Here is a 22,590-nt window from a genome sequence, read left to right as displayed (position 1 = left end):
CGCGTCTTTGGCATAGCGAGCGAGGCAGCGAAACCCCGGCAAGCAAACGGCAACGAGAGGACCGACCGAGACCATGGCCAGCGAGCTCGACAAGGACATCCAGCGGATTTCGCATTCGCAGACGCAGGCGGGCCAGATGTTCGAAACCCGCATGGTCGAACGGCGCGGGGTGTCGATGCCGGCCTTCGTCAACGCGCCGCCCACGCTGGCCCACTACGTCGCCCACTTCAGCGCCCAGCACAAGGACACGCTGTTCATCGTCGACGGCGACCTCCGGATGACCTTCGGCGAGATCTACGACGCGGCGCGCCACGTGGCCCACGGTCTCGTCACCGTGCACGGAATGCAGCGTGGCGACCGGGTCGGCATCGCCGCGCGCAATTCCGCGAACTGGATCATCGCCTATCTTGGCGTGCTGATGGGCGGAGGCTGCGCGACCCTGCTCAACGGCTGGTGGACCGGGGAAGAGCTCGGCTACGGCATCGATCTGTGCGAATGTTCGCTGGTGCTCGCCGACCCGCAGCGGGCCGCGCGGCTCGACGGGGTCGATCATACGGCCAAGGTCGTGGTCATCACGCACGACGGTCCGCCCTCGCGCGGACTGGAGGCGGTCTGGGCCGAAGGCGATACCGCGACCGAGATGCTCGGCGTGCTGGGGCCGGACGACCTTGCGACGATCCTCTACACCTCGGGTTCGACCGGATCGCCCAAGGGCGCCTATTCGGACCACCTCGGCGTCGTCAGCGGAATCATGAATTACGTCGCGCAGACCGCGATGGTGCTGCAGATCCTCACCGAGCGTAACGAAGCGCCGACAGTCCAGCCGAGTGCGCTGGTGGCGGTGCCGCTGTTCCACGTCACCGGCGAAATCCCGCTCTTCCTCCAGAGCTACGCACTGGGGCGCAAGCTGGTCCTGATGCCCAAGTGGGATGCGACCGAAGCGCTCCGCCTGCTCGACGAGGAGAAGATCACCTATTTCGTCGGCGTGCCGCTGATGAGCTTCGAACTGGCCACCCACCCCGACCGCGACAAGTACGACCTGTCGCAATGCAAGAGTTTCGCCGCCGGCGGCGCCCCGCGTCCGCCCGAGCACGTGACCAAGATCCGCGAGGCATTCCCAGGCGGCTACCCGCTGCTCGGCTACGGATTGACCGAGACCAACGCAGTCGGCTGCGGCAACCTCAACGAGAACTACATCGCCAAGCCCGGCTCCACCGGCACCGCGTCAGCCCCGCTCGTCGACATGGCGATCCTCGACGATGCGGGACAGGCGCTGCCGAGCGGCAAGGTCGGTGAAGTCAGCTTCCGGTCGGTGTGCAACTTCCTCGGCTACTGGCGCAACGAAGAAGCGACCGAAGCGGCGTATACTTCGGATGCCTATTTCCGTACGGGCGATCTCGGCTACGTCGACGAGGACGGCTATCTGTTCATCGTCGATCGCAAGAAGGACATCATCATCCGCGGCGGCGAAAACATCAGCTGCATCGAGGTCGAGCAGGAAATCTACGCGCACCCGCATATCGCCGAGTGCTCGGTGTTCGGGGTCGCCGACGAGCGGATGGGTGAGATTCCGGCCGCCGTCTATGTGGTCAAGGACGGGTACGAGGTGGGCGCGGAGGATCTCAAGGAATTCCTCTGCGAGCGGCTGGCCAAGTTCAAGGTGCCGCAATTCCTCTGGGCGGTCGATGACGCGCTGCCCCGCCTCGGCACCGAGAAGATCGACAAGCCGGCTCTGAGGGCAAAGTACCAGCCGCTGGCCGAAGCGGCGAAAGCGGGATCGGGAGCGGCTTGAACCAGCAGCGGGTCCCCAACCAGCGCGAGGTCATCGACCGGCGCGCGCTCGCCGACACGATCGCGACGCTGGCCGAAAGCGGCATGGGCAAGGCACGCCCGGCGATCGTCGAGGCGTTGAAGGCCGCGCTCGAAGCGGGTCGGGCGGAGCTCGACCGGCGGCTGGAAGACAAGCCCAGCGCGGGTCACGAGATCACCGGCGGCCACTCGTTCCTGATCGACCAGCTTGTCCGGACGATACACGACCATGTTGTCGCCGACGTCTATCCTTCGGTGAACCGCTCGACCGCCGAACGCCTCGCGCTGATCGCGGTGGGCGGATACGGCCGCGCCGAGATGGCGCCGCATTCGGATGTCGACATCGCCTTCATCCATCCCACGCGCAACGCGCCGTGGTGCGAGCAGGTGATCGAGGCGATGCTCTATTACCTGTGGGACCTCGGCCTCAAGGTCGGGCATTCGAGCCGCTCGGTCGACGAGACGATCCGCATGGCGCGCGCCGACCTGACGATCCGCACCGCTCTGCTCGAAGGGCGCTACGTTTGGGGCGACCAGGCTCTCTACGACGAAACGCAGCGGCGCTTTGCCGAAGAAGTGGTGAAGGGCACCGAAAAGCAGTTCGTCAGCGACAAGCTCGACGAGCGCAACGCGCGGCACAAGCGGATGGGTGACAGCCGCTATGTCGTCGAACCCAACGTGAAAGACGGCAAGGGCGGCCTGCGCGATCTGCAGACGCTCTATTGGATCGGGAAATACATCCACAAGGTGCGCGCCGCGGCCGAGCTGGTCGACGTCGGCCTGTTCACCTCCGCCGAGTATCGCAGCTTCCGTCGCGCAGAAGGATTCATGCTGGCGGTGCGCTGCCACCTGCACATTCTGACCGGCCGCGCGGAGGACCGGTTGACCTTCGACCTCCAGCGCGCGGTCGCCGCGCGGATGAACTTTGCCGACCGCCCCGGCAAAAGCGCGGTCGAGCGCTTCATGCAGTTCTATTTCCTGCAGGCCAAGCGCGTCGGATCGCTCACGGGCGTGTTCCTCGCGCACATCGACGACCAGTTCGCCAGGACCCGCGAACGCAAGGGCCTTCTCGCGGGATTCCGACCCCGCGCGCGCGATCTCAAAGGTTACCGAGTGTTCGGCGGTCGCATCGCGGCACCGGGCGACGACTGGTTCCGGGCGGACCCTGTCCGGCTGATCGAGGTGTTCCAGCTTGCCGAGGCGAACGGCCTCGAGATCCATCCCGATACCATGCGCCAGGCGGCGCGCGATTCCGGGCTGATCCGCGGCGAGACGCGCAACGATCCGCGCGCCAACGCGCTGTTCCTCGATGTGCTTGCCGGTCGCAACGATCCCGAGGGCGTGCTGCGGTGGATGAACGAGGCTGGCGTTTTCGGCCGGTTCGTGCCCGATTTCGGCCGGGTCAACGCGCAGATGCAGTTCGACATGTACCACCACTACACGGTCGACGAGCATACCATTCGCGCAATCGGGTTGCTGAACCGGATCGAGAAGGGCGAACTCACCGCCGACCATCCGCGCGCGACCAGGCTGATCCACGAGATCGCCAGCCGCCGTGCGATCTACGTCGCCGTGCTGCTGCACGACATCGCCAAGGGCCGGGGCGGGGACCACTCGGTATTGGGCGGCGAGGTGGCGGAGCAGCTCTGCCCGCGCTTCGGACTCGACGAAGGTGAAACCGCGCTCGTCGCCTGGCTGGTGCGCGCGCACCTACTGATGAGTGCGACCGCCTTCAAGCGCGATCTGACCGATCCCAAGACCATCGAGGATTTCGTCAGCCAGGTGCAGAGCGTCGAGCGGCTCAAGAACCTGATGATCCTGACCGCGGTCGATATCCGTGCCGTTGGCCCCGGCACCTGGAATAGCTGGAAGGGGCAGCTCCTCGGCGAATTGAGCGACGCGGCGACCGAACGGTTGCGGCTCGGCCATATGAAGCATGGCCGCAAGGCGCGGGTCGAGGCGAAGAAGGAGGCGGTCGCCGAGAGGCTCGGTGACAGGGTGGGACTGCTGCGGCTCTACGGCGACCGGTTCGACGATTCATACTGGATCGCGGAGCCCGACGACATCATCGCCCTCAACCTCGTCCATTACGGCATCAGCCACGAGGACAAGGACAATCTGTCCGTACACTGCGAGGTCTATCCCGCGCGCGGCGCGACACTCGTTACCGTTATCGCAGCGGACCATCCGGGACTGTTCTATCGCATCGCAGGGGGCATCCACCTCGCCGGGGCGAACATCATCGACGCGCGCATCCACACCACGCGCAGCGGCTGGGCGGTCGACAACTTCCTGGTGCAGGACCCGCATGGTCGCCCGTTCAGCGAGGACGCGCAATTGCGCAGGCTGGAGACCGCGATCGCGGATGCGCTGGCCAACCGCACGCCGCTGGTGCCACAGCTCGCCAAGCGGCCGCTACCGCACAGCCGGTCGATCGCCTTCGACGTGCGACCGGTGGTCACGTTCGACAACCAGGCGTCTGGCCGTTTCACGGTGATCGAAGTCAACGCGCGCGACCGCGCGGCGCTGCTCAACCGGCTGTCGCGTGCGCTGTTCGAGAACCGGCTGGTTGTCAATTCGGCGCACGTTACCAATTACGGCGAGCGCGCGGCCGACACTTTCTATGTGACCGATCTGACCGGCGGCAAGGTGACGGCTCCGGCCCGGCTCAAGGCGATCGAGTCCGCGCTCCTGGAGGCCGCCAGCGACGAGCGGCAGGCAGCGCTCGAAAACGCCTGATCAGCGCGCCATCGCGTAGCGCGAAACCTGGCCTTCGAGCACGAGCCTGCGGCCTTCGCGGACATCTTCGTCGGTATCGGTGGCTGCCTGTTCGGGCGTCTGGCCGCGGCTGATCCGCAGGCGAATGTTGGCGGCCCGATAGGCGCCTTCCTGGATAACACAGGGCTTTTCTGTGCGAACGGTATCCGAATCTGGCGCAACGCGGCTGCCGCCCTCCGCCTCGCTGGCGAGGCAGGCGGTAAAGCTGCGTGCCGCGCGTGCGAATGCGCGCTCTGGATCGCCTGCATCCTGAGCCATGGCCGAAACCGGCAACAGGGCTGCGGCACTGGCAAAGGCGACGATGGCGACGATCCGGCCCACGGACATTCTCCTTCTTGGAAGATTGGGAATGCCCGCTGCGCGTAAACATTTCGCGCGTGCCAATGGCTAACGCCGGGTTACGCGGCCCTTTGAAAACCCAAAACGCGGCACGGCTGCAACACTTTGCAAGGAAGTGGGCCTCTTGCGACAATTTCGTTTCCTTTCCGCGACCGACGACCTAACGTGCACGTAAAGCTCGCCAAGTAGCTTCAGGAGAGGAAACCTAACCATGAAAACGACGGTATCTTTGCGTGCGCTCGCCCTTGCCGGTGCGAGTGCAATCCTCCTTCCCCAGGGTGCGCTTGCGCAGGACGCCGATACTCCTACGCAGGAAGTCGAAGACGACAGCAACGTCATCATCGTGACCGCGCAAGGCCGCGAACAGTCGCTCGCCGACGTGCCGGTCGCCATTTCGGCCGTGAATGCCGAAGTCCTCCAGAACAGCGGCGCGAACGACATCCGCCAGCTCAACCAGGTCGCTCCGTCCCTCCTCGTGTCCTCGACCGGTTCGGAAGCGAACGGTTCGGCGCGTATCCGCGGCATCGGCACGGTCGGCGACAACCCCGGCCTCGAAAGCTCGGTCCCGGTCTTCATCGACGGCGTCTACCGCTCGCGGTCAGGCATCGGCCTCAACGAACTCGGCGAGATCGAGCGCGTCGAAGTGCAGCGCGGCCCGCAAGGCACACTCGGCGGGCGCAACTCGTCAGCCGGCCTCATCAGCATCTATTCGAAGAAGCCATCGTTCGATTTCGGCGCCACCGGCGAAGTCACCTACGGCAACTACGATTACATGCGTATCGGCGGGAGCGTGACCGGTCCGATCAGCGAAACGATCGCCGCCCGGCTCGATGGAATCTGGGTGAAGCGCGACGGCTTCTATCGCGACACCACCAACAACACCGACGTGAACGATCGCGATCGCTACTTCGTGCGCGGCCAGGTGCTCTTCGAGCCGACCGACTCGCTGTCGTTCCGCCTGATCGGCGACTACACCTACCGCGACGAGAAGTGCTGCGCGGCGACCTATGTCGGCCCGACGGTCAACGAGTATATCGGCAACCTCAATAACCCGTCGACCCCGCTGTCGACGGGGGCCACGGGCACTCCGCCGAACCTGCCTCAGGCCGATGGCAACAACATCGTCAACGTGCTGCGGGACCTTGGCCAACCGCTTCGGGGTCTCAACCAGGGCTACAGCCGCGAGATTTTCGTTTCGCCGGGCCGCAGCTTTGCCGGCGTGACCAAGGACTACGGCGTTTCCGGTGAACTGAACTACGATTTCGGAGCGGCAACGCTGACCTCGATCACCGGCTACCGCCAGTACCGTTCGGGCCAGGCGTCCGACACCGACTACAGCGCGGTCGACATCCTCTATCGCGGCGAAAGCGACGAGGCATATCGCCAGTTCCATACCTTTACACAAGAACTGCGGCTGCAAGGCGAAGCACTCGGCGGCAAGCTCGACTGGCTGATCGGCGGCTTCTATGCCAACGAAAAGCTGACCGTGCGCGACAACCTGCGGTTCGGCAGGCAGTATGGCCGGTTCGCCACCTGCCGCCTGATCTCCGGCGGCGGTCTGGCCGGGCTCTATTCGCCCACGTCACCGGGTTGCGTCGCTGCGCGGCCGGCCGCGTTCGGCGCCGCGTCGCCCGCGATCTATGCCGCCCTCGATGCGCTTGACGGCATCAACGACCGCGGGTCGACGATCGACAATTACTTCCAGGAAGACAATAACTGGGCGCTGTTCACGCATAACATCGTGCACGTGACCGATCGCGTCGATCTGACCCTCGGCCTGCGGTATACCAACGACAAGAAGGACTTCTCGGCCACCTTCGGTAACGACAACACCGGTTGTACGACCGTGCAAGGACTCGTCGGGTCGTTCACGGGGGTCGCTGCGCTCGCCGCGGTGTCGCAGGGCCTGATCGGCCTCGCCTGCCAGGGCAACTCGACCGCCGAACTGAACGGGGTGTCGATCAACGATTCGCGCAGCGAGGACGAGTTCACCGGCACGGCGATCCTGTCGTACAAGGCGACCGACGATCTGCTCCTCTACGGCAGCTTCGCCCGGGGCTACAAGGCAGGCGGTTTCAACCTCGATCGATCGGCGCTGAAAATTCCGCTGCTGACCTTCGCTTCGCAAGGCGGCGCGCAGGCACTCGTCGGCCGGCTCCAGTTCGATCCCGAACTGGTCAACAGCTACGAAATCGGTGCGAAGTATGCGACCGGGCCGTTCAGCCTGAGCCTGTCGGCCTTCCGTTCGGACTTCAGCAACTTCCAGCTAAACACGTTCAACGGCACGGTCTTCCTGGTCCAGACGATCAACGGGTGCGACAACCTCGTCGGGGGCTCGGCTGCGGACCAGGATGCGAGCGCGACGACCGGTTCGTGCGCCGCGGATGACGTGACCTACGGCGTCCGGACGCAGGGTTTCGAGCTCGAAGCGCAGATGAATCCGGCGCAGGATTTCCGCGTGGCGGCCGGCCTGACCTACGCGCGCACGAAGTATCGGGCCGACCTCGTCGGCAACAAAACGGGCGCGCCGCTCGATCCGGCGCTGCGCAAGCTGCCTGGCGACAACCTGTCGAACGCGCCCGAGCTGGTCGCCACCGGCAGCGTCACCTGGACGCCGGAACTGACCCCGAGTGGGCTCAGCGGTCTTGTCTACTTCGACGGCCGCATGACCAGCGACTACAACACCGGTTCCGACCTGTTCCCGCAAAAGGAGCAGGACGGGTACGCGCTGTTCAACGCCCGTGTCGGCGTCCGCGGACCGGACGAGAAGTGGGCGATCGAATTCTGGGCCCAGAACGTGTTCAACAAGCAGTATGCGCAGGTCGCGTTCAACTCGCCGTTCCAGGCGGGCACCACCTCGGCTCCGTTCGTCGACCCGCAGTATCCGGGCGGCCGTCAGCTGTTCTCGCAGTTCCTCGCCGAACCGCGGACCTACGGGATCACCGGGCGCTTCAGCTTCTGATCGCGGCAGCCGGTTGAAAAAGCGAAAGGGCGCTCCGCAAGGGGCGCCCTTTCATTTTGGGGGGAACTAGCCGCGCGCGCCAAACAGCGCGGTGCCAATCCGCACGTGTGTCGCGCCGAGCTGGATCGCGGTCTCGTAATCGCCGCTCATTCCCATGCTCAGTTCGGCCAGGCCGTTGTCGCGCGCGAGGTTGTCGAGGAAGGCGAAGAACGGCGCGGGTTCGATGTCCGACGGCGGCACGCACATGAGGCCGATGACCGGCACCCCGGCGTCGCGCGCCTGCGTCAGGAGCGCGGGCAGCTCGGCCACCGGGCAACCGCCCTTCTGCGGTTCCTCGCCGACGTCGACCTGCACGAAGCACGGCACCTGCCGACCGACCTTGTCGAAGGCCTTGGCGAGCGCGGTGACGAGGCTGGGGCGGTCGAGCGAATGGATGCAGTCGAATAGGCGCACCGCGTCCTCGGCCTTGTTCGACTGGAGCTGTCCGACAAGGTGAAGCTCGGCATCGGGCCAGCGTTCGCGCAGGGCGGGCCACTTGGCCTCGCTTTCCTGCACGCGGTTCTCGCCGAACAGGCGGTGCCCTTCGCGCAGGAGGAACTCGATAGCCTCGGGCGGCTGGGTCTTGCTCACCGCGACCAGCGACACGTCGCCGGGCTCGCGGCGGGCGATCCGGCAAGCGCGGTCGATACGGTCGTGGATTGCGAACAGGGGTAACGCTGCGTTCATAGCGGGGATGCGCTATAGCGAGGTCATGGGCGATCGCCAGACACTCCCTGACCTGTGGCTCCTGTCGGACGCCCGCAACGACGAATTGCTGCCGCGCGCGCTGCGGGCGCTGCCGCCGAAGTCGGCGTTCGTCTATCGCCACTACCACCTCGATCCACGCGCCCGGCGGCTGCGCTTCGATGAATTGGTGCCGATCGTGGCAGACGGAGGCCACCTGCTGATCCTCTCGGGGAGCGACGATCAGGCCCGGGCATGGGGCGCGCAAGGCTCCTACGGCCCGCCCGAAGCGATCGGCGAGGCGCCCGAGTTGCTGCGGGTCGCGGCGGTGCATGACGGGCACGAGATCGCGCACGCCAATGCCTCTGGCGCCGACGCAGCGATGCTGTCGCCGGTGTTTGCCACGCGGACGCATCCCAATATTGCGCCGCTCGGTCCCGAAAAGTTCCATGCGCTTGCCGCGCTGGCGGAAATGCCGGTGATCGCGCTCGGGGGCATGACCTTCGAACGGGCGAAGGAACTGGGATGGGGCCGCTGGGCCGCGATCGACGGGCTGGCGCTCAAGCAGGACACTTAAACCTCGGTTCGCCGAAGGATTCTTGACGGCGGACTCGCGCGCCTGCGATAATGTCCGCCGGACGTTCAAGGGGAAGCGAACATGGCATCACGCGCGATGGGCCGCGCCGCGGGTCGGACACCGGCCACGGACTGGCGCGCCACGTTCCGTCGCTCGCTGCGCCGGGCGGGGCAGATGGCGGGTGCCGCCGCGCTGTTCGGCGCGATGCTGTTCCTCGGCCTCGCCATGGCGAGCTATGCCCAGACCGATGCCAGCGCGTCGACTGCGGCGGCGGGCACCGATTTCCGCAATTGGATGGGGCCGCTGGGCGCGTGGGTGGCCGAGCGGGTGTTCTTCCTGTTCGGCGTCACCGCCGTGCTGCTGTTGCCGCTCCTCTACATCGGCGCGCGAAAGTTGTGGCGCGAGGTCGAGGAGGACGACGAATTCGAGAGCGAGACCCGGACCCGCTGGTGGCGCCCATTCGGCCTGCTGCTGCTTTCGATGGCGCTCATCGGCACCGTGCTGGCGCTCACGTTTGACCGCCCGGGCGGCTCGCTGCCCGCATCGATGGGCGGGATCGTGGGCCTTCTCGGCGCGGGCGCGATCGAGGCGATCGCTGCGCGCCTCGGAGAGACCGCGTCGGGCTGGGCCATCCTTGCCCTCGCGCTTCTCGCGCTCGGCGGCGGTGTCGCCGGGATCACCCGCGTGTTCGCGATCGACTGGATCCAGCTCCTCACCCTGCCGCGGTTCCTGACGCGGGCTCGGACGATGCCCGACGTGGACCTGCCCTTCATACCGAAGCAGCGTGCCCGGCGGATGCGCGAGGCGGAGCCGGCCGAGCTGCCGCAGATCACCGAACGCCGTGCGCCCGAGATCGCCGATCCCGCCGCCGCGCCGCGCGCTGCCAAGCCAGCGGGCAAGAAGGCGCAGAAGGACCTGTTCGCGACCTACCAGCTCCCCAGCCTCGACCTGCTGGAGGAACCGCCGGTCCACGCCGCGCCCAAGCTCGACAAGCTGGCGCTCGAGCGCAATGCCCGCCTGCTCGAAACCGTGCTCGACGACTTCAACGTGAAGGGCGAGATCACCGCGGTCCGCACCGGCCCTGTTGTCACTATGTACGAGCTGGAACCCGCGCCCGGCATCAAGGCGAGCCGGGTGATCGGCCTTGCCGAGGATATCGCCCGCAACATGAGCGCGATCAGCGCGCGCGTCAGCTCGATCCCGGGCAAGACCGTGATGGGTATCGAACTGCCCAACGCCGACCGCCAGACGGTCGCATTCAAGGAACTCGCCGCCTGCGACGCCTTCGTGAACGCGCGCGGCAGCCTGCCGATCATCCTCGGCAAGGATATCGCGGGCGAGCCGATCGTGGCCGATCTTGCCGCCATGCCTCACCTGCTGGTCGCGGGCACGACCGGTTCGGGCAAGTCGGTGGGGCTCAACTGCATCCTGTTGAGCCTGCTCTACAAGTTCACGCCCGACGACTGCCGCCTGATCCTGATCGATCCCAAGGTGCTCGAACTCAAGAGCTACGACGACATCCCGCACCTGCTCTCGCCGGTGGTGACCGAGCCGTCGAAGGCTGTCCGCGCGCTCAAGTGGGCGGTCGAGGAGATGGAGCGCCGCTATCGCATGATGTCGAGCATCGGTGCGCGCAATATCGCCGGCTTCAACGAGCGGGTGAAGACCGCGATCGCCAAGGGCAAGCCATTGGGCCGCCGCGTGCAGACCGGCTTCGATCCGGACACCGGCGAGGAGATCTTCGAGGAAGAGCAGCTCGATTACGCCGCGCTGCCGCAGATCGTGCTGATCGTCGACGAGCTGGCCGACCTCATGGTCACCGTCGGCAAGGAGATCGAGGTGCTGATCCAGCGGCTCAGCCAGAAGAGCCGCGCGGCGGGCATTCACCTGATCATGGCGACCCAGCGCCCCTCGGTCGACGTCATCACCGGTGTGATCAAGGCGAACCTGCCGACCCGCATCAGCTTCAACGTGACGAGCCGCATCGACAGCCGCACGATCCTGGGCGAGCAGGGCGCCGAGCAGCTGCTGGGCAAGGGCGATATGCTCTACAAGCCGAGCACAGGCGCGCTGGTCCGCGTGCACGGCCCGTTCGTGTCGGACGAGGAAGTCGAGCAGGTCGCGGTGCACTGGCGCGGTCAGGGCAGACCCGATTATGTCGACGCCGTGACCGAGGAGCCGGAGGAAGGCTTCGGCTTCAGCTTCGACGACGAGCTGACGGCATCCGACAACCCCGAAGAGCGCAAGTACCGTCAGGCCTGCCAGATCGTGTTCGAGCACCAGAAGGCATCCGGATCGTGGCTCCAGCGCCAGATGGGCGTGGGCTACAACACGGCGGCGAAGTGGATCGAAAAGATGGAGGAGGATGGCTTCGTCGGCCCCGCCAACCATGTCGGCCGCCGCGATATCTACCGCGACAAGGACGGCAATCCGCTCTGACGCCGGGAAGGGGCGACCGCGCTCAGGTCGCCGCTTTCGCCTGCCGCGCGTCGAACGCCGGATAATCCGGTTCCTCGCCGCGGTCGCGCCAGAATCTGGTCAACCCCATACCCTCGACCAGGCCGGCGAAGCGCGGATCTCGTCGCACGTTGAGCATCGCGGGGGTGAACAGGAACATCGTCCGCCGCCATGCCTGGTCGGTGACCCAGGTCTGACGATCGCCGACCTGGCCGCTCGCTGCGTAAGGGCCCCGCCGCAGCAGGAATCCATTGGCAACCTCGAACGCGGTGTCGAGTTCGCCCGAGTGGGCGAGATACATCAGCGCGGTATTTGAGCCCGACACGCTCTGCTGCGCCGCCTTGATGCTCGCGGCGCGCGCCCGGTCGCGCGCAGCCGCATCGCCGCTTGCGAGCGCGCCCAGCACCGCGCGCCATAGCGCCATCGCCATCGGCGGGACCGTCGCAGGGCGCTGGCTCTCGCTCTCGAGGTACTCCAGCCCGGCATCGGCGCGGCCGGTGTAGGCGTAAATCATCAGCCGTGTGTTCCACACCGCCGGGTGGCGCGGCCACAGTTCGATGGCACGGTCGATCTGCGCGTCGGCTTGCGGGAGACGCCCACCGATCCAGTGCTTGAGCGCACCGCGAAACTGGAACACCGGTGACAGCGGGTCGAGCCTCAGCGCAGACAGGTTGCGGTCGTCGGACGCCTGCAAGTACCCCGAAGATTGATAGAGGGTCGTCAGGTGGCTGATCGCGGGCAGCGCGTCGGGTGCCTTGTCGAGCACATTGAGCAGGCGCCGCTCGGCGGCGGCCCAATCGCCGTAGAACGGCTGGAGCGTGGCAAGCGCCGCAAGGGCGTTTCCTTCGTCCGGGTCGATTGCCAGTGCCTTGCGCGCGGTCGCCTCGCTTTGTTCAGCCGCTTGGGAAGCTTCGCCCGCGGCTCCGTATTCGGAGGCGTTTCGCCACGCGACCGATAACAGCCCCAACACTTCGGGATCGTTGGGGGCGAGGGCCGCGGCTTCTTTCAGGAAGCCGAGGCCCTGCGCATTGCGATCGGGCAATTCCTCGCGCAGCGCCTGTCGGGCGCTCTCAAGCAGCGTCGTGACCCGGGGATCGCGCTTCGGACGCATGACCCACCAGCCGCCGGCCGCTACCGTACCGATGGCTGCTGCGCCGACCACCAGTCCGCGCCGGGCCATCAGCTCCGGTCTCGCCCCAGGCGGTTGCCCGGCAACGTCGGGCTCGCTCGCCACTTCCAGGCGGTAGCCGACACGCGGAACCGTCTCGATGCCGGATTCTGCGCCCGCCTCGCGAAGCGCCCGCCGGGCTTCGGCGATCGCCCGATGGACCGAATCCTCGCCGACGACGACACCCGGCCAGCATCGATCGAGCAGCGTATCGCGCGAAACGGTCGCGCCGCGCGCTTCGCCGAGCACGGCGAGCACCTGCATCACGCGCGGCTCGAGCGAGACCTCCCCGGATGGACCGGAAATGACGAGGCGCGATGGCTGAACGCTCGCTGTGCCGACGCGAAAGGCGGACACACGCGCAAGGTCGATCGGACCCTTCGCTTCGATGGATGATTGTGCGTCCATGGCCGGCCGCCCGCCTCCTGCCCTTCGACCGAAATTGCCCTGTTCCGTTACGTCACGCAAGCGGATGGTGATTCGATCCTCGGTAAAACATCGGCAAACCATCGGGTTGCGGGCATCGCCAATCGCCGAACGGCAGGGCATGATCGGGGTGAGATATGCGGCTGATGGGACAGCGGGAATGACAAGGGGCGGGACGAAGGCGATCGTCGCGGCATTGCTGTGCGGATGCGCGGTTTGGCCGATGGCGACCACGGCGCAGGAGGAACAGGGTTCGTCGGCGGGGGAGATCGTGGTCACGGCCTTGCGCGAAAGCGAGCCGCTGGCCACGATCGCCGCCCCGCTTTCGGTCGTGGAGGGCAAGACCGTCCGCGACGGCGCGATCACGGCTCCCGACAGACTGGCCGAATTCTCGACCGCCATCACGGTCCTTCCCAACGCCACCGCCAACATCATCTTCCTGCGCGGCATCGGCAATTTCACTCTGACGCCCTCGACCGAACCGGCGGTGGGCTGGAACTACGACGGGGTATTCGTCGCGCGGGCGAACGGCACGCAGGGCCAGTTCTTCGACCTCGAGCGGGTGGAAATCCTGAAAGGTCCGCAGGGCGTGCTCTACGGTCGCAACGCCTCGGCGGGCAGTGTCAACCTGCTGCCGGTCCAGCCCGTGGCCGGCGACGTCGGCGGGTTCGTCAGCGGCAGCTATGCCTCGCGCGATACGATGAACCTCGAAGGCGCGATCAACCTGCCATTGGGTGCGAACGGCGCCCTGCGAGTGTCCGGGCAGGCGCTGTCGCAGGACAATTATCTCAGCGGCTATGATGTCGGTGCGAGGCAGGAGTCGCTTCGCGTGCAACTGAAGTCCGCGCTCCAGCAGGGCCTGACGGTGCGTGTGTCGGGCGATTACACCCAGCAGCGCGGTATCGGCATCGGCACGACGTACCTCGGGTATTACGCTTACGACGCGGCGGCGGGGCGGTATCGCGTGGTGCCATCGAACCTCGATCTCGGCACCGGCAATCGCGATCCACTGGCGCAGGCGTTTCGCCAGACGGTGCCGCTACCTTCACTCGGTCGCAATCTCGATGCGCAGCTGGCAGTGCCATACCAGAACAACGAGCTTTACGGCGCCCATGCCGAAATCGCGGCCGATCTCGGGTTCGGTACCCTGACCGTCATTCCCGCGTGGCGACGAAACGAGTTCGACCAGGTGCTGGCCGGCGCGCCGTTCGGGTACCTGTATCGGGAGACCGACGACCAGCGCAGCGTGGAGGCGCGACTGGCTGGAACGACCGGCCCCGTCGAGTGGCTGCTCGGCGGACTGATTTTCGACGAGGATATCCGCGCGCGATACGCCACGAACTTTTCAACGCAGCTCGCCAACAGCGACTCACGCTACGGTACCCGCAGCCGGGCGCTTTTCGCAAATGGCACCGTAACAATCATACCGGGTATGCGTTTGGTGGGCGGCGTACGGCGCTCGTGGGACGAAAAGTCGCTGAGCGCGATCACGACCAGCTATACGCTGGCATGCGGCGTGGCGGTGAGCGGACGGCCTGCGTGCCCATCGGTACCACTGCTCCAGCTCGGTGACAGCCCGGCGGCCTCCGGGCTGCCGGTACCGGCACCAGCCGCCCGGTTGCCGATCTTCGTGAACGGCGTGAATACAGGTGCCACGATCACCCGCGCCGACCGAGTGGATACCGATCGCGCTGCGAAATTCGCAGTTACGACCTGGCGGGCGGGGGCGGAGGCCGACGTGGGTGCGCATGGCGTCGCCTATGCCAACGTGCAGACCGGCTATCGTCCGGGCGGCCTCAACACCGCGGTCGGATACGAAACCTATGCACCCGAACGCGTCACCGCCTACACGCTCGGCGCGCGCTGGCACAGCGCGAACCGCGTGGTGTCGCTGACCGGCGAGGCGTTCTGGTGGAGCTACCGCGACCAGCATGTGAGCGCGGTCCAGCCCGATCTGTCCAACCCGCCGCGCAACGTGAACTTCACCCGCAACGTCGCCCGATCGCGCATCCGCGGACTGGCGGGAGAAGCGGTGCTGAGGCCGACATCGCGAACGACCGTTTTCGCCGACGTGCAGTATCTCGATTCCCGATACATCGACTATACGTTCGTCCAGGCCGTGACGGGGGCCAACCCACCGCTGACCGGATGCGCGGCGACGCTGACGACCACCGCAGGCCTGTATTCGGTCGATTGTACCGGCGAGCGCCCGTTCGCATCGCCCGAATGGACCGCCAACCTCGGCGCGCGGCAGGGGTTTCCATTGGCAGGCGGCGAACTGGCGGTCATGGCCCGCACCCGGTACGTCTCGGCGCAGAACGTGGGGGCGACACTGCTGGATGAGCAGACCGTGCCCGCGCATTGGACCTCGGACGCTGAGGCCCAGTTCACGTCAGCGAACGACAAGTTCGAACTGGCTGCGTTCGTCCGGAACATCTCAGGACGCCGGTATCCGACCTTCGTCATCTTCCATCCGACAAGCAATCTGCTCGTTTCATCGGTGTCGCCGCCAAGAATCATCGGAATACGGGCGAGCGCGCGATTTTGAAGTCGAGCGGGAGGCAAAGTTGCCATGCCGTGTTACGAACGTGCAACACTCGTCCGCATTCGCGACCGACCCCACACAAAACATGAAGCCACCCGGGCGCACCCTGTTATTTAATTGCTTGATAACAGGGAGTCTCCACATGATCCGCCGTCAAGATCTATTCGCAACCGTTGCCTTCCTCGGTCTCGTAGCGGCCGCGCAGCCCGCCCTGGCGCAGGACTCGGCCAGCGATCCCGCCGCCGCCGACCTTCCGCCCGAACAGCAGATCATCGTCACGGGCACGCGCTCGACGACGCGGACGGTCGAAAGTTCGCCTGTTCCGGTCGACGTGTTCGCCGGGGATGCACTGACCGAAAGCGGCCAGACGGAAACCAACAAAATCCTCAACAAGCTCGTTCCGAGCTTTAACTTTCCCCAGCCGGCGATCTCGGACGGTTCCGATGCCCTGCGCCCCGCGTCGTTGCGCGGTCTCGCGCCCGACCAGACGCTGGTCCTCGTCAACGGCAAGCGCCGGCACACCGCTGCCCTGCTCAACATCAACGGTACCGTCGGCCGCGGCTCGGCGGCGGTAGACATGAACGCGATCCCGGCGCTCGCGATCGAGCGGATCGAAGTGCTGCGCGACGGCGCCTCGTCGCAATACGGCTCGGACGCGATCGCGGGGGTCATCAACGTCAGGTTGAAGACCGCGAACGACCGCGGCAAGGCGGTGGCGACCTACGGCAAGTACGTGACGACCCTCGACGGTGTCGACCGCGTGACCGGGCTGCAGACGAACGCTGCCGGGCAGCCGATCCTCAATCCGGCCGACACCCGCTATTTCCTCGCCAACACCGACGGCGAGCTCAAGGTCCGCGACGGCGAGCAGTATTCCTATGCCACGAACTTCGGCCTGCCGTTGTTCGGGCCGGACGGGTTCCTCAACATCACCGCCGAATACCGCCACCGCGATCCCACCAACCGGACCGGCTTCGACCTGCGACCGAACTACATTCAGCCGACTGCAACAACGTTCGACCCGCGCGAATTGACGTTCGGCCGGCGCGAATTCCGCTTCGGCGACCCGAAGGCCGACGATTATACGTTCTTCGTCAACAGCGGTTTCCAGGTGGGAGGCGGCTGGGAAGGTTTCGTCTTCGGTAGCTTCAACCAGCGCGATTCCGAAAGCGCGGCGAACTATCGCCAGCAATCGAATGCCGCGAACGTCGACTATTCGCAGTTGGCCCCGAACCAGACGCGGCCGACGGTCAATACCCCGGTGCTCACGCCGGATGGATTCCTGCCGCTGATCGTGTCCGATTACACGGACTATGCGTTCACCGCCGGGGTGCGCGGCGAATTGATGGGCTGGCGCGTCGAGTATTCGGCGGGGATGGGGCAGAACAAGTTCGACTATCAGGTGCAGGACACCGTCAACGCCACGTTCGGCGGTGCGACTCCGCGCACGTTCGACGCGGGCGGCCTTCGCTATTTCCAGGGCCTGCTCAACCTCGATTTCGGCCGCGACTTCGATATGGGCTTCGCCAAGCCGCTGACTGTGTCGTTCGGCGGTGAATACCGGCGCGAAAAGTACGAGGTCGAGGCGGGCGAGTTCGCTTCCTACGGGGCCGGACCCTTCTTCCGGCTGCCGATTAACAACACCACGCTTGTCAACTGCACCGCCCAGCAGGGTGTGTTCAACGCGACGACCTCGCAATGCACATTCCCCGGTCGCAGCAACGCGGTCGGGGCGCAGGGCTTCCCGGGCCTGCCGGGATCGGCCGCCTCGCTCAATGGCCGCCACAACGTCGCTGCATATCTGGAACTCGATACCGACCCGATCGACGGATTGTCGCTCACCGCCGCGGGTCGCTACGAGCATTATTCCGATTTCGGCGGGTCGCTGACCGGCAAGCTGGCGGCGCGCTACGAATTCGTGCCGGGCTTCGCGGTGCGCGGTTCGGTCTCGAACGGGTTCCGGGCACCCTCGGTCCACCAGCAGTTCTTCTCGGGCTTCGCGACCAACTTCCTCTCGGGCGTGCCGGTGGACATCTTCACCTATCCGGTGGCCAACCCGATCGCGCGGGCGCTGGGATCGAAGGATCTGGAGCCCGAAAAGTCGTTCAACCTGTCGGGCGGCTTCACCGCCAACCCGATCAGCGGGATGACGCTGACGGTCGATTACTACAACATCAAGATCAAGGATCGCGTGGTCCTGACCGAAAACCTCGGCGCGACCTCTTCGGCGGCCGACGCGTCGATCCGTGCCTTCCTGGCCGCGCAGAACCTGCCCGTCACCGCGGTGCGTTTCTTCGTCAACGGTCTCGATACGCGTACGCAAGGCGTGGATGCGGTGCTCAACTACCGCCTGCCGGTCGATTTCGGCCGGTTCAATCTGACCGCGGCCTACAACTACAACGACCAGAAGATCATCGCCCGCAACAACACGCTGGGGCCGCTCGCGTCGATCCCGAACATCATCCTGTTCGGCCGCCTCGAATCGCTGCGCTTCACCGATGGCCAGCCCAAGGACAAGGTGGTCCTGAGCCTCGACGGCGATATCGAGCCGTTCGGCTTCACCCTCCGTTCGACGCGGTTCGGCAAGGTGCTTGCGCCCGGTTCCGCCTTGCCGCTGGCCCCCAATCAGGCGAGCTTCACCGCGCTCGGCCCCGACGACGTGATCCTCAGCGCGAAGTGGATCACCGACGTCGAGTTCCGCTTCGACGTGATGGAGCGGCTGCACCTGGCGGTGGGCGCGGACAACGTGTTCGACGTTTACCCCGATCGCCTGCCGTTCGGGGCCCGGCCGACGGCGATCGGCGGCACCTATCCGCAGAACCAGCAGTACAACGGCTATTCCAACTTCTCGCCGTTCGGGTTCAACGGACGCTACCTCTACGGGCGTGTCGGTTTCGACTTCTGACCCTTGCAGCGGACAAAAGGAAAGAGCCCCGCCGGTTCGCGCCGGCGGGGCCCTTTCCTTTGTGCCAGAGCGGCGCTCGGCTTACTTGAGGCCGTCGGCTGTCATCGCGGTGCCCTCGGTCGCGGCCTTGGCGGCGGCGGCCTGGACATCGGCGGGAGCGGCCACGAAGCCGACCTTCGACAGCGAGCCGTCCTTGACCCACGCCTTGGTCCACGCGGTCAGGAACTCGGCAAGTCCGGGGATCACGCCGATGTGCGCCTTCTTGACGTAGATGTAGAGCGGACGGGCGCCCGGGTAGCTGAAGTTCGAGATGTTCTCGTAGGTTGCCATGACGCCGTTCATCGGCAGGTCCTGCAGCTTGTCGGCGTTCTCTTCGAGATACGAGTAACCGAAGATGCCGACCGACTTGGGGTTACCCTCGATCTTCTGGACGATCAGGTTGTCCTGCTCGCCCTGGTCGACATAGGCGCCATCGGTGCGGACTTCGGTGCAGACCTGCTCGAACTGGTCCTTGTCGCTGTCCTTCAGCGCCTTCATCGCGGGATCGCTTTCGCAGCCCTTGGTGAGGACGAGTTCCTTCATCGCGTCGCGCGTGCCCGAGGTCGACGGCGGGCCGTAGACGAGGATCGGTTCGGCGGGGAGCGAGGGATCGACGTCCTTCCAGGTCTTGGCGGTCTGGTCCTTGCCGAACGGCTTGGCAGCGAGCGCCTTGTAGACGATGGCGGGGGTCAGGTTCATCGTGATCCCGCCCTTGGCCGAGGCGAATGCGATGCCGTCGAGGCCGACCTGCACTTCGACGATGTCGGTGACGCCGTTCTTCTGGCAGTCCTCGAACTCGCTCTTCTTGAGGCGGCGGCTGGCGTTCACGATGTCGGGGTGCTGAGCGCCGACGCCCGCGCAGAACAGCTTGATGCCGCCGCCGGTGCCGGTCGATTCGATCAGCGGGCTCTTCATGCCGGGGTTTGCGGCGACGAACTCCTCGGCGACCTTCTTGGCGAAGGGATAGACGGTCGACGAGCCAACCGCGCGGATCGAATCGCGGCTGTCGGAGGCGTTGCCGCCGCTGCCGCCGCAGGCGGCCAGCGCAAGCGCGGAAATGGTGGCGAACGCGATGGTCTTGGTGGTGGTCATTTCGGTTGTGCCCTCGGTTTGGTCGTTCGCGCCGCTAGCGGCGGGATGTGACATGGGGATGACAGGTTTCTTGCGGTGAAATCAGAAATCGAACTGCGCCCGCGCGCCGACCGCGTCGACACTGTACGAACGGTCGCCGCCCGCGGCGGGAAGGAATGCGCGGTCGTATTCGACGTGGCCGTAGTTGAGCATGAAGCGGGTGTAATCGGTCGGCGTCCAGACCAGGCCGATCGCGTAGGTGTCCTGCTTGCCGCCCACGATCCCGGCATCGATCAGGTCGAGGTAGTCGTAGCGCAGGTTGACCTGCACCGCCCCGAACCCGCCCTTGCCGACCGGGTTCTTCGGCTTGATCCGGTCGAACGCGCCGCCCTTGTAGGCGCGCGTATCGCCTTTGGTCAGGAACACGCCCGCTTCGGCGTAGCCGCCGAAGAATGTCGGGTTCGCCAGGGCTCCCGGCCGATCGACGCGCTGCCAGTGCCCTTCCGCCACTGCGTGGATCGGGCCGCGAACATAGGCGGCTTCGAGACCGTAGCCGGTTTCGGACAATGCGGTGATGTTGCCGGTGTCGGCGAAGCGGATGTCCGGCGTGTGGATGAACGGCCGCACGCGGTAGCGTACGCTCGTCGCGGCATCGTTGAGATCGCGCCATTGCCCATTGGCGCCCAGATGCAACTGGCCCCCACCCAATTTCGGCGCGAACACGACCCGGCCGATGACCGAATAGGTGTTGTTCTCGTCGTTGTTCAGATCGGTCGCATTATCGGTGTAGGCGCCTCCCTGAACGATAAGGTCGCCCTGCGTCAGCTGCGCGGCGATGCCCACGCGCCGCTCATAACCGAAGGCATTATTGGCCGAAGCACGCTCGGTAAAGCTGGTGAACAGGTCGCTCGTGACCTCTTCCAGGCCCCAGTAAGGCTTGTGCTGGCCGACCGTGAGAGCCAGGTTCTTGGAGGCATCGTAGGTCAGGTAGAAGTCGGTGACCTCGGCCGTTCCATTCGCGACGTCGATCTCCGCGCGGTAGCCGAAGCCGCCAGGCATCTTTCCGTCGAAACCGATGTATGCGCGTCGCACTTCGCTGCCGAAGCCTGTGCTTGCATCGCTGATTCCGGCAGGACTGCCGACGGTCCCGGCGTCAAGCTGGAGCCGCCCCCGGGGCTTGAAGCTCCAGCCGCTCGATGTGGTGAGTTCGGGGGCGCCCTTCCACGCGATCGCGGTTTCGGCCGGCTTCTTCGCCGTTTCGGTTGCGGCGGCGGCGCTGGCGGTCGCCGCACCGGCGGCGGTGGTGGCCGCCTGCGCTTCGGCCTTGGCGACCTGAAGCTGCGATTCGAGCGTGTCGATCCGGCTCGCCATGGCGGCCATCTGGGCGCGCATTCGCGCCAGTTCCTCGGCTACGGCGGCATTGTCCTGCGCGGCGGCGGGCATGGCCCAGCCGGTCGAGGCGGCCACCGCCAGCGCGGAGATCGTGAGGCGGTTGATAGTCACGGCGTCGTTTCCCTCATGAAACTTCGATTACTGTTTCGCGGCGGCCCTATGCGGGTTGTGTGACGGCTGTATGACTGTTTCCACAGCCAGCGGCCATGCCCCTCGCAATCGTTGGCGCTTGCCCGCAACTGGTTGCAACTGTAACGGCGCGGCCAAAGGAGTACCCCCATGCGCATCGGCTGCCCCCGCGAAATCAAGAACCACGAATACCGTGTCGGCCTGACGCCCGAAAGCGTCCGCGAACTGACCGCGAACGGCCACGAAGTGTGGGTCGAGAGCGGCGCCGGCCTCGGCATCGGTTCGACCGACGCGGACTATCGCGCGTGCGGTGCGGTGATCCAGCCCGACGCGAAGACCGTGTTCGACGGCTGCGAGATGATCGTGAAAGTCAAGGAACCGCAGGCGGTCGAGCGGGCGATGCTGCGCGAAGGCCAGGTGCTCTACACCTATCTCCACCTCGCGCCCGATCCCGAGCAGACCGCCGATCTCGTCAAGTCGGGCGTGACCGCGATCGCCTACGAGACCGTCACCGGCCCCGGGGGCACCCTGCCGCTGCTGAAGCCCATGAGCCAGGTCGCCGGACGCATGAGCATCCAGGCCGGCGCAACCGCGCTGGAAAAGGCGCACGGCGGACGCGGCGTGCTGCTCGGCGGCGTGCCGGGCGTGCTGCCGGGCCGCGTGCTGGTGATCGGCGGCGGCGTCGTCGGCTTCAATGCAGCGCAGATGGCGGTCGGCCTCGGCGCCGACGTCACCATCCTCGATCGCGATCCCGAAGTGCTCGAAAAGCTCGGCATCCATTTCGAGAGCCGCGCCAAGACGCGCTTCTCCAATCGCGCGAATATCGAGCAGATGATCTGCGAGGCGGACCTCGTCATCGGCGCCGTGCTCGTACCCGGCGCCGCCGCGCCCAAGCTCGTTACCCGCGACATGCTCAAGTGCATGAAGCCGGGCGCGGTGCTGGTCGACGTCGCGATCGACCAGGGCGGCTGCTTCGAAACGAGCCGCGCGACCACCCATGCAGAGCCGACTTACGTGGTCGACGACGTGGTCCATTACTGCGTCGCCAACATGCCCGGCGCGGTCGCGCGCACGAGCACCTATGCGCTCAACAACGTGACCCTGCCGCATGCGCTGCGGATGGCCGGGATGGGCTGGAAGGACGCGCTGCGGGCCAATCCGCATCTGGCCGAAGGGCTCAACGTCCACGCCGGGAAGGTGACCTACAAGGCGGTCGCCGACGAACTGGGCTACGATTACCTGCCGGTGGCCGACGCCGTCGGCTGAATAG

General features: G+C 66.0%; 13 protein-coding genes. 8 read left to right on the top strand and 5 right to left on the bottom strand.

The window, feature by feature from the left end; genetic code table 11:
- Nucleotides 1-73: 73 nt before the first annotated feature.
- Together ACWPMX_RS12105 and ACWPMX_RS12100 are read left to right on the top strand one after the other, a co-directional pair.
- Nucleotides 74-1,792, top strand: coding sequence for a class I adenylate-forming enzyme family protein (locus ACWPMX_RS12105; RefSeq protein WP_455700248.1), 1,719 nt, complete (start codon nt 74-76; stop codon nt 1,790-1,792).
- Entirely contained in the window at nt 1,789-4,548 is a 2,760-nt protein-coding gene (locus ACWPMX_RS12100) for a [protein-PII] uridylyltransferase (RefSeq protein WP_455700247.1), read from the top strand. Before ACWPMX_RS12105 ends, ACWPMX_RS12100 begins: the two co-directional genes overlap by 4 nt.
- On the opposite strand, the gene ACWPMX_RS12095 is transcribed toward ACWPMX_RS12100, so the two are convergent.
- On the bottom strand, nt 4,549-4,908 hold the full coding sequence (locus ACWPMX_RS12095; protein WP_455700246.1) for a hypothetical protein: 360 nt from the start codon (nt 4,906-4,908) through the stop codon (nt 4,549-4,551).
- Between the two features lie 229 nt (nt 4,909-5,137).
- On the opposite strand from ACWPMX_RS12095, the gene ACWPMX_RS12090 reads away from it, so the two are divergent.
- A complete protein-coding gene (locus ACWPMX_RS12090) occupies nt 5,138-7,888 on the top strand; it encodes a TonB-dependent receptor (protein ID WP_455700245.1) in 2,751 nt (916 codons plus the stop codon).
- A 66-nt stretch (nt 7,889-7,954) separates the two neighbouring features.
- On the opposite strand, the gene ACWPMX_RS12085 is transcribed toward ACWPMX_RS12090, so the two are convergent.
- Nucleotides 7,955-8,614 (bottom strand): YggS family pyridoxal phosphate-dependent enzyme, encoded by a 660-nt coding sequence (locus tag ACWPMX_RS12085; RefSeq protein ID WP_455700244.1) that lies wholly within the window; start codon nt 8,612-8,614, stop codon nt 7,955-7,957.
- 7 nt (nt 8,615-8,621) lie between these two features.
- Between ACWPMX_RS12085 and ACWPMX_RS12080 the strand changes: the two genes are divergently transcribed.
- Both ACWPMX_RS12080 and ACWPMX_RS12075 read left to right on the top strand, forming a co-directional pair.
- Nucleotides 8,622-9,188, top strand: coding sequence for a thiamine phosphate synthase (locus ACWPMX_RS12080; RefSeq protein WP_455700243.1), 567 nt, complete (start codon nt 8,622-8,624; stop codon nt 9,186-9,188).
- 81 nt (nt 9,189-9,269) lie between these two features.
- On the top strand, nt 9,270-11,627 hold the full coding sequence (locus tag ACWPMX_RS12075; protein WP_455700242.1) for a DNA translocase FtsK 4TM domain-containing protein: 2,358 nt from the start codon (nt 9,270-9,272) through the stop codon (nt 11,625-11,627).
- Between the two features lie 22 nt (nt 11,628-11,649).
- Here ACWPMX_RS12075 and ACWPMX_RS12070 read toward each other — a convergent pair whose 3' ends face one another.
- Complete coding sequence (locus tag ACWPMX_RS12070; protein ID WP_455700241.1) at nt 11,650-13,221, bottom strand: winged helix-turn-helix domain-containing protein; 1,572 nt, start codon at nt 13,219-13,221, stop codon at nt 11,650-11,652.
- A gap of 178 nt (nt 13,222-13,399) precedes the next feature.
- Here ACWPMX_RS12070 and ACWPMX_RS12065 point away from each other — a divergent pair, with 178 nt between their 5' ends.
- Both ACWPMX_RS12065 and ACWPMX_RS12060 read left to right on the top strand, forming a co-directional pair.
- A complete protein-coding gene (locus ACWPMX_RS12065) occupies nt 13,400-15,787 on the top strand; it encodes a TonB-dependent receptor (RefSeq protein WP_455700240.1) in 2,388 nt (795 codons plus the stop codon).
- Nucleotides 15,788-15,926: 139 nt separating this feature from the next.
- Nucleotides 15,927-18,689, top strand: coding sequence for a TonB-dependent receptor plug domain-containing protein (locus ACWPMX_RS12060; protein WP_455700239.1), 2,763 nt, complete (start codon nt 15,927-15,929; stop codon nt 18,687-18,689).
- A gap of 81 nt (nt 18,690-18,770) precedes the next feature.
- Here the strand turns inward: ACWPMX_RS12060 and ACWPMX_RS12055 are convergent, their stop codons facing one another.
- On the bottom strand, nt 18,771-19,820 hold the full coding sequence (locus tag ACWPMX_RS12055) for a substrate-binding domain-containing protein (RefSeq protein WP_455700238.1): 1,050 nt from the start codon (nt 19,818-19,820) through the stop codon (nt 18,771-18,773).
- An 81-nt stretch (nt 19,821-19,901) separates the two neighbouring features.
- On the bottom strand, nt 19,902-21,302 hold the full coding sequence (locus ACWPMX_RS12050; protein WP_455700237.1) for an OprO/OprP family phosphate-selective porin: 1,401 nt from the start codon (nt 21,300-21,302) through the stop codon (nt 19,902-19,904).
- A 168-nt stretch (nt 21,303-21,470) separates the two neighbouring features.
- Here ACWPMX_RS12050 and ald point away from each other — a divergent pair, with 168 nt between their 5' ends.
- Entirely contained in the window at nt 21,471-22,586 is a 1,116-nt protein-coding gene (ald, locus tag ACWPMX_RS12045) for an alanine dehydrogenase (protein ID WP_455700236.1), read from the top strand.
- Nucleotides 22,587-22,590: the final 4 nt, after the last annotated feature.

This window comes from Tsuneonella sp. HG094 (genome assembly GCF_053819285.1).
The sequence above is the reverse complement of the archived record's forward strand: the minus strand, read 5'-3'. Positions and strand labels throughout refer to the sequence as shown.

Coding starts and splice junctions, on each gene's coding strand:
- ACWPMX_RS12105 (WP_455700248.1), top strand. CDS start 74: ATGGCCAGCGAGCTCGACAAGGACATCCAGCGGATTTCGCATTCGCAG.
- ACWPMX_RS12090 (WP_455700245.1), top strand. CDS start 5,138: ATGAAAACGACGGTATCTTTGCGTGCGCTCGCCCTTGCCGGTGCGAGT.
- ACWPMX_RS12085 (WP_455700244.1), bottom strand. CDS start 8,614: ATGAACGCAGCGTTACCCCTGTTCGCAATCCACGACCGTATCGACCGC.
- ACWPMX_RS12080 (WP_455700243.1), top strand. CDS start 8,622: ATGCGCTATAGCGAGGTCATGGGCGATCGCCAGACACTCCCTGACCTG.
- ACWPMX_RS12075 (WP_455700242.1), top strand. CDS start 9,270: ATGGCATCACGCGCGATGGGCCGCGCCGCGGGTCGGACACCGGCCACG.
- ACWPMX_RS12070 (WP_455700241.1), bottom strand. CDS start 13,221: ATGGACGCACAATCATCCATCGAAGCGAAGGGTCCGATCGACCTTGCG.
- ACWPMX_RS12065 (WP_455700240.1), top strand. CDS start 13,400: ATGACAAGGGGCGGGACGAAGGCGATCGTCGCGGCATTGCTGTGCGGA.
- ACWPMX_RS12060 (WP_455700239.1), top strand. CDS start 15,927: ATGATCCGCCGTCAAGATCTATTCGCAACCGTTGCCTTCCTCGGTCTC.
- ACWPMX_RS12055 (WP_455700238.1), bottom strand. CDS start 19,820: ATGACCACCACCAAGACCATCGCGTTCGCCACCATTTCCGCGCTTGCG.
- ald (WP_455700236.1), top strand. CDS start 21,471: ATGCGCATCGGCTGCCCCCGCGAAATCAAGAACCACGAATACCGTGTC.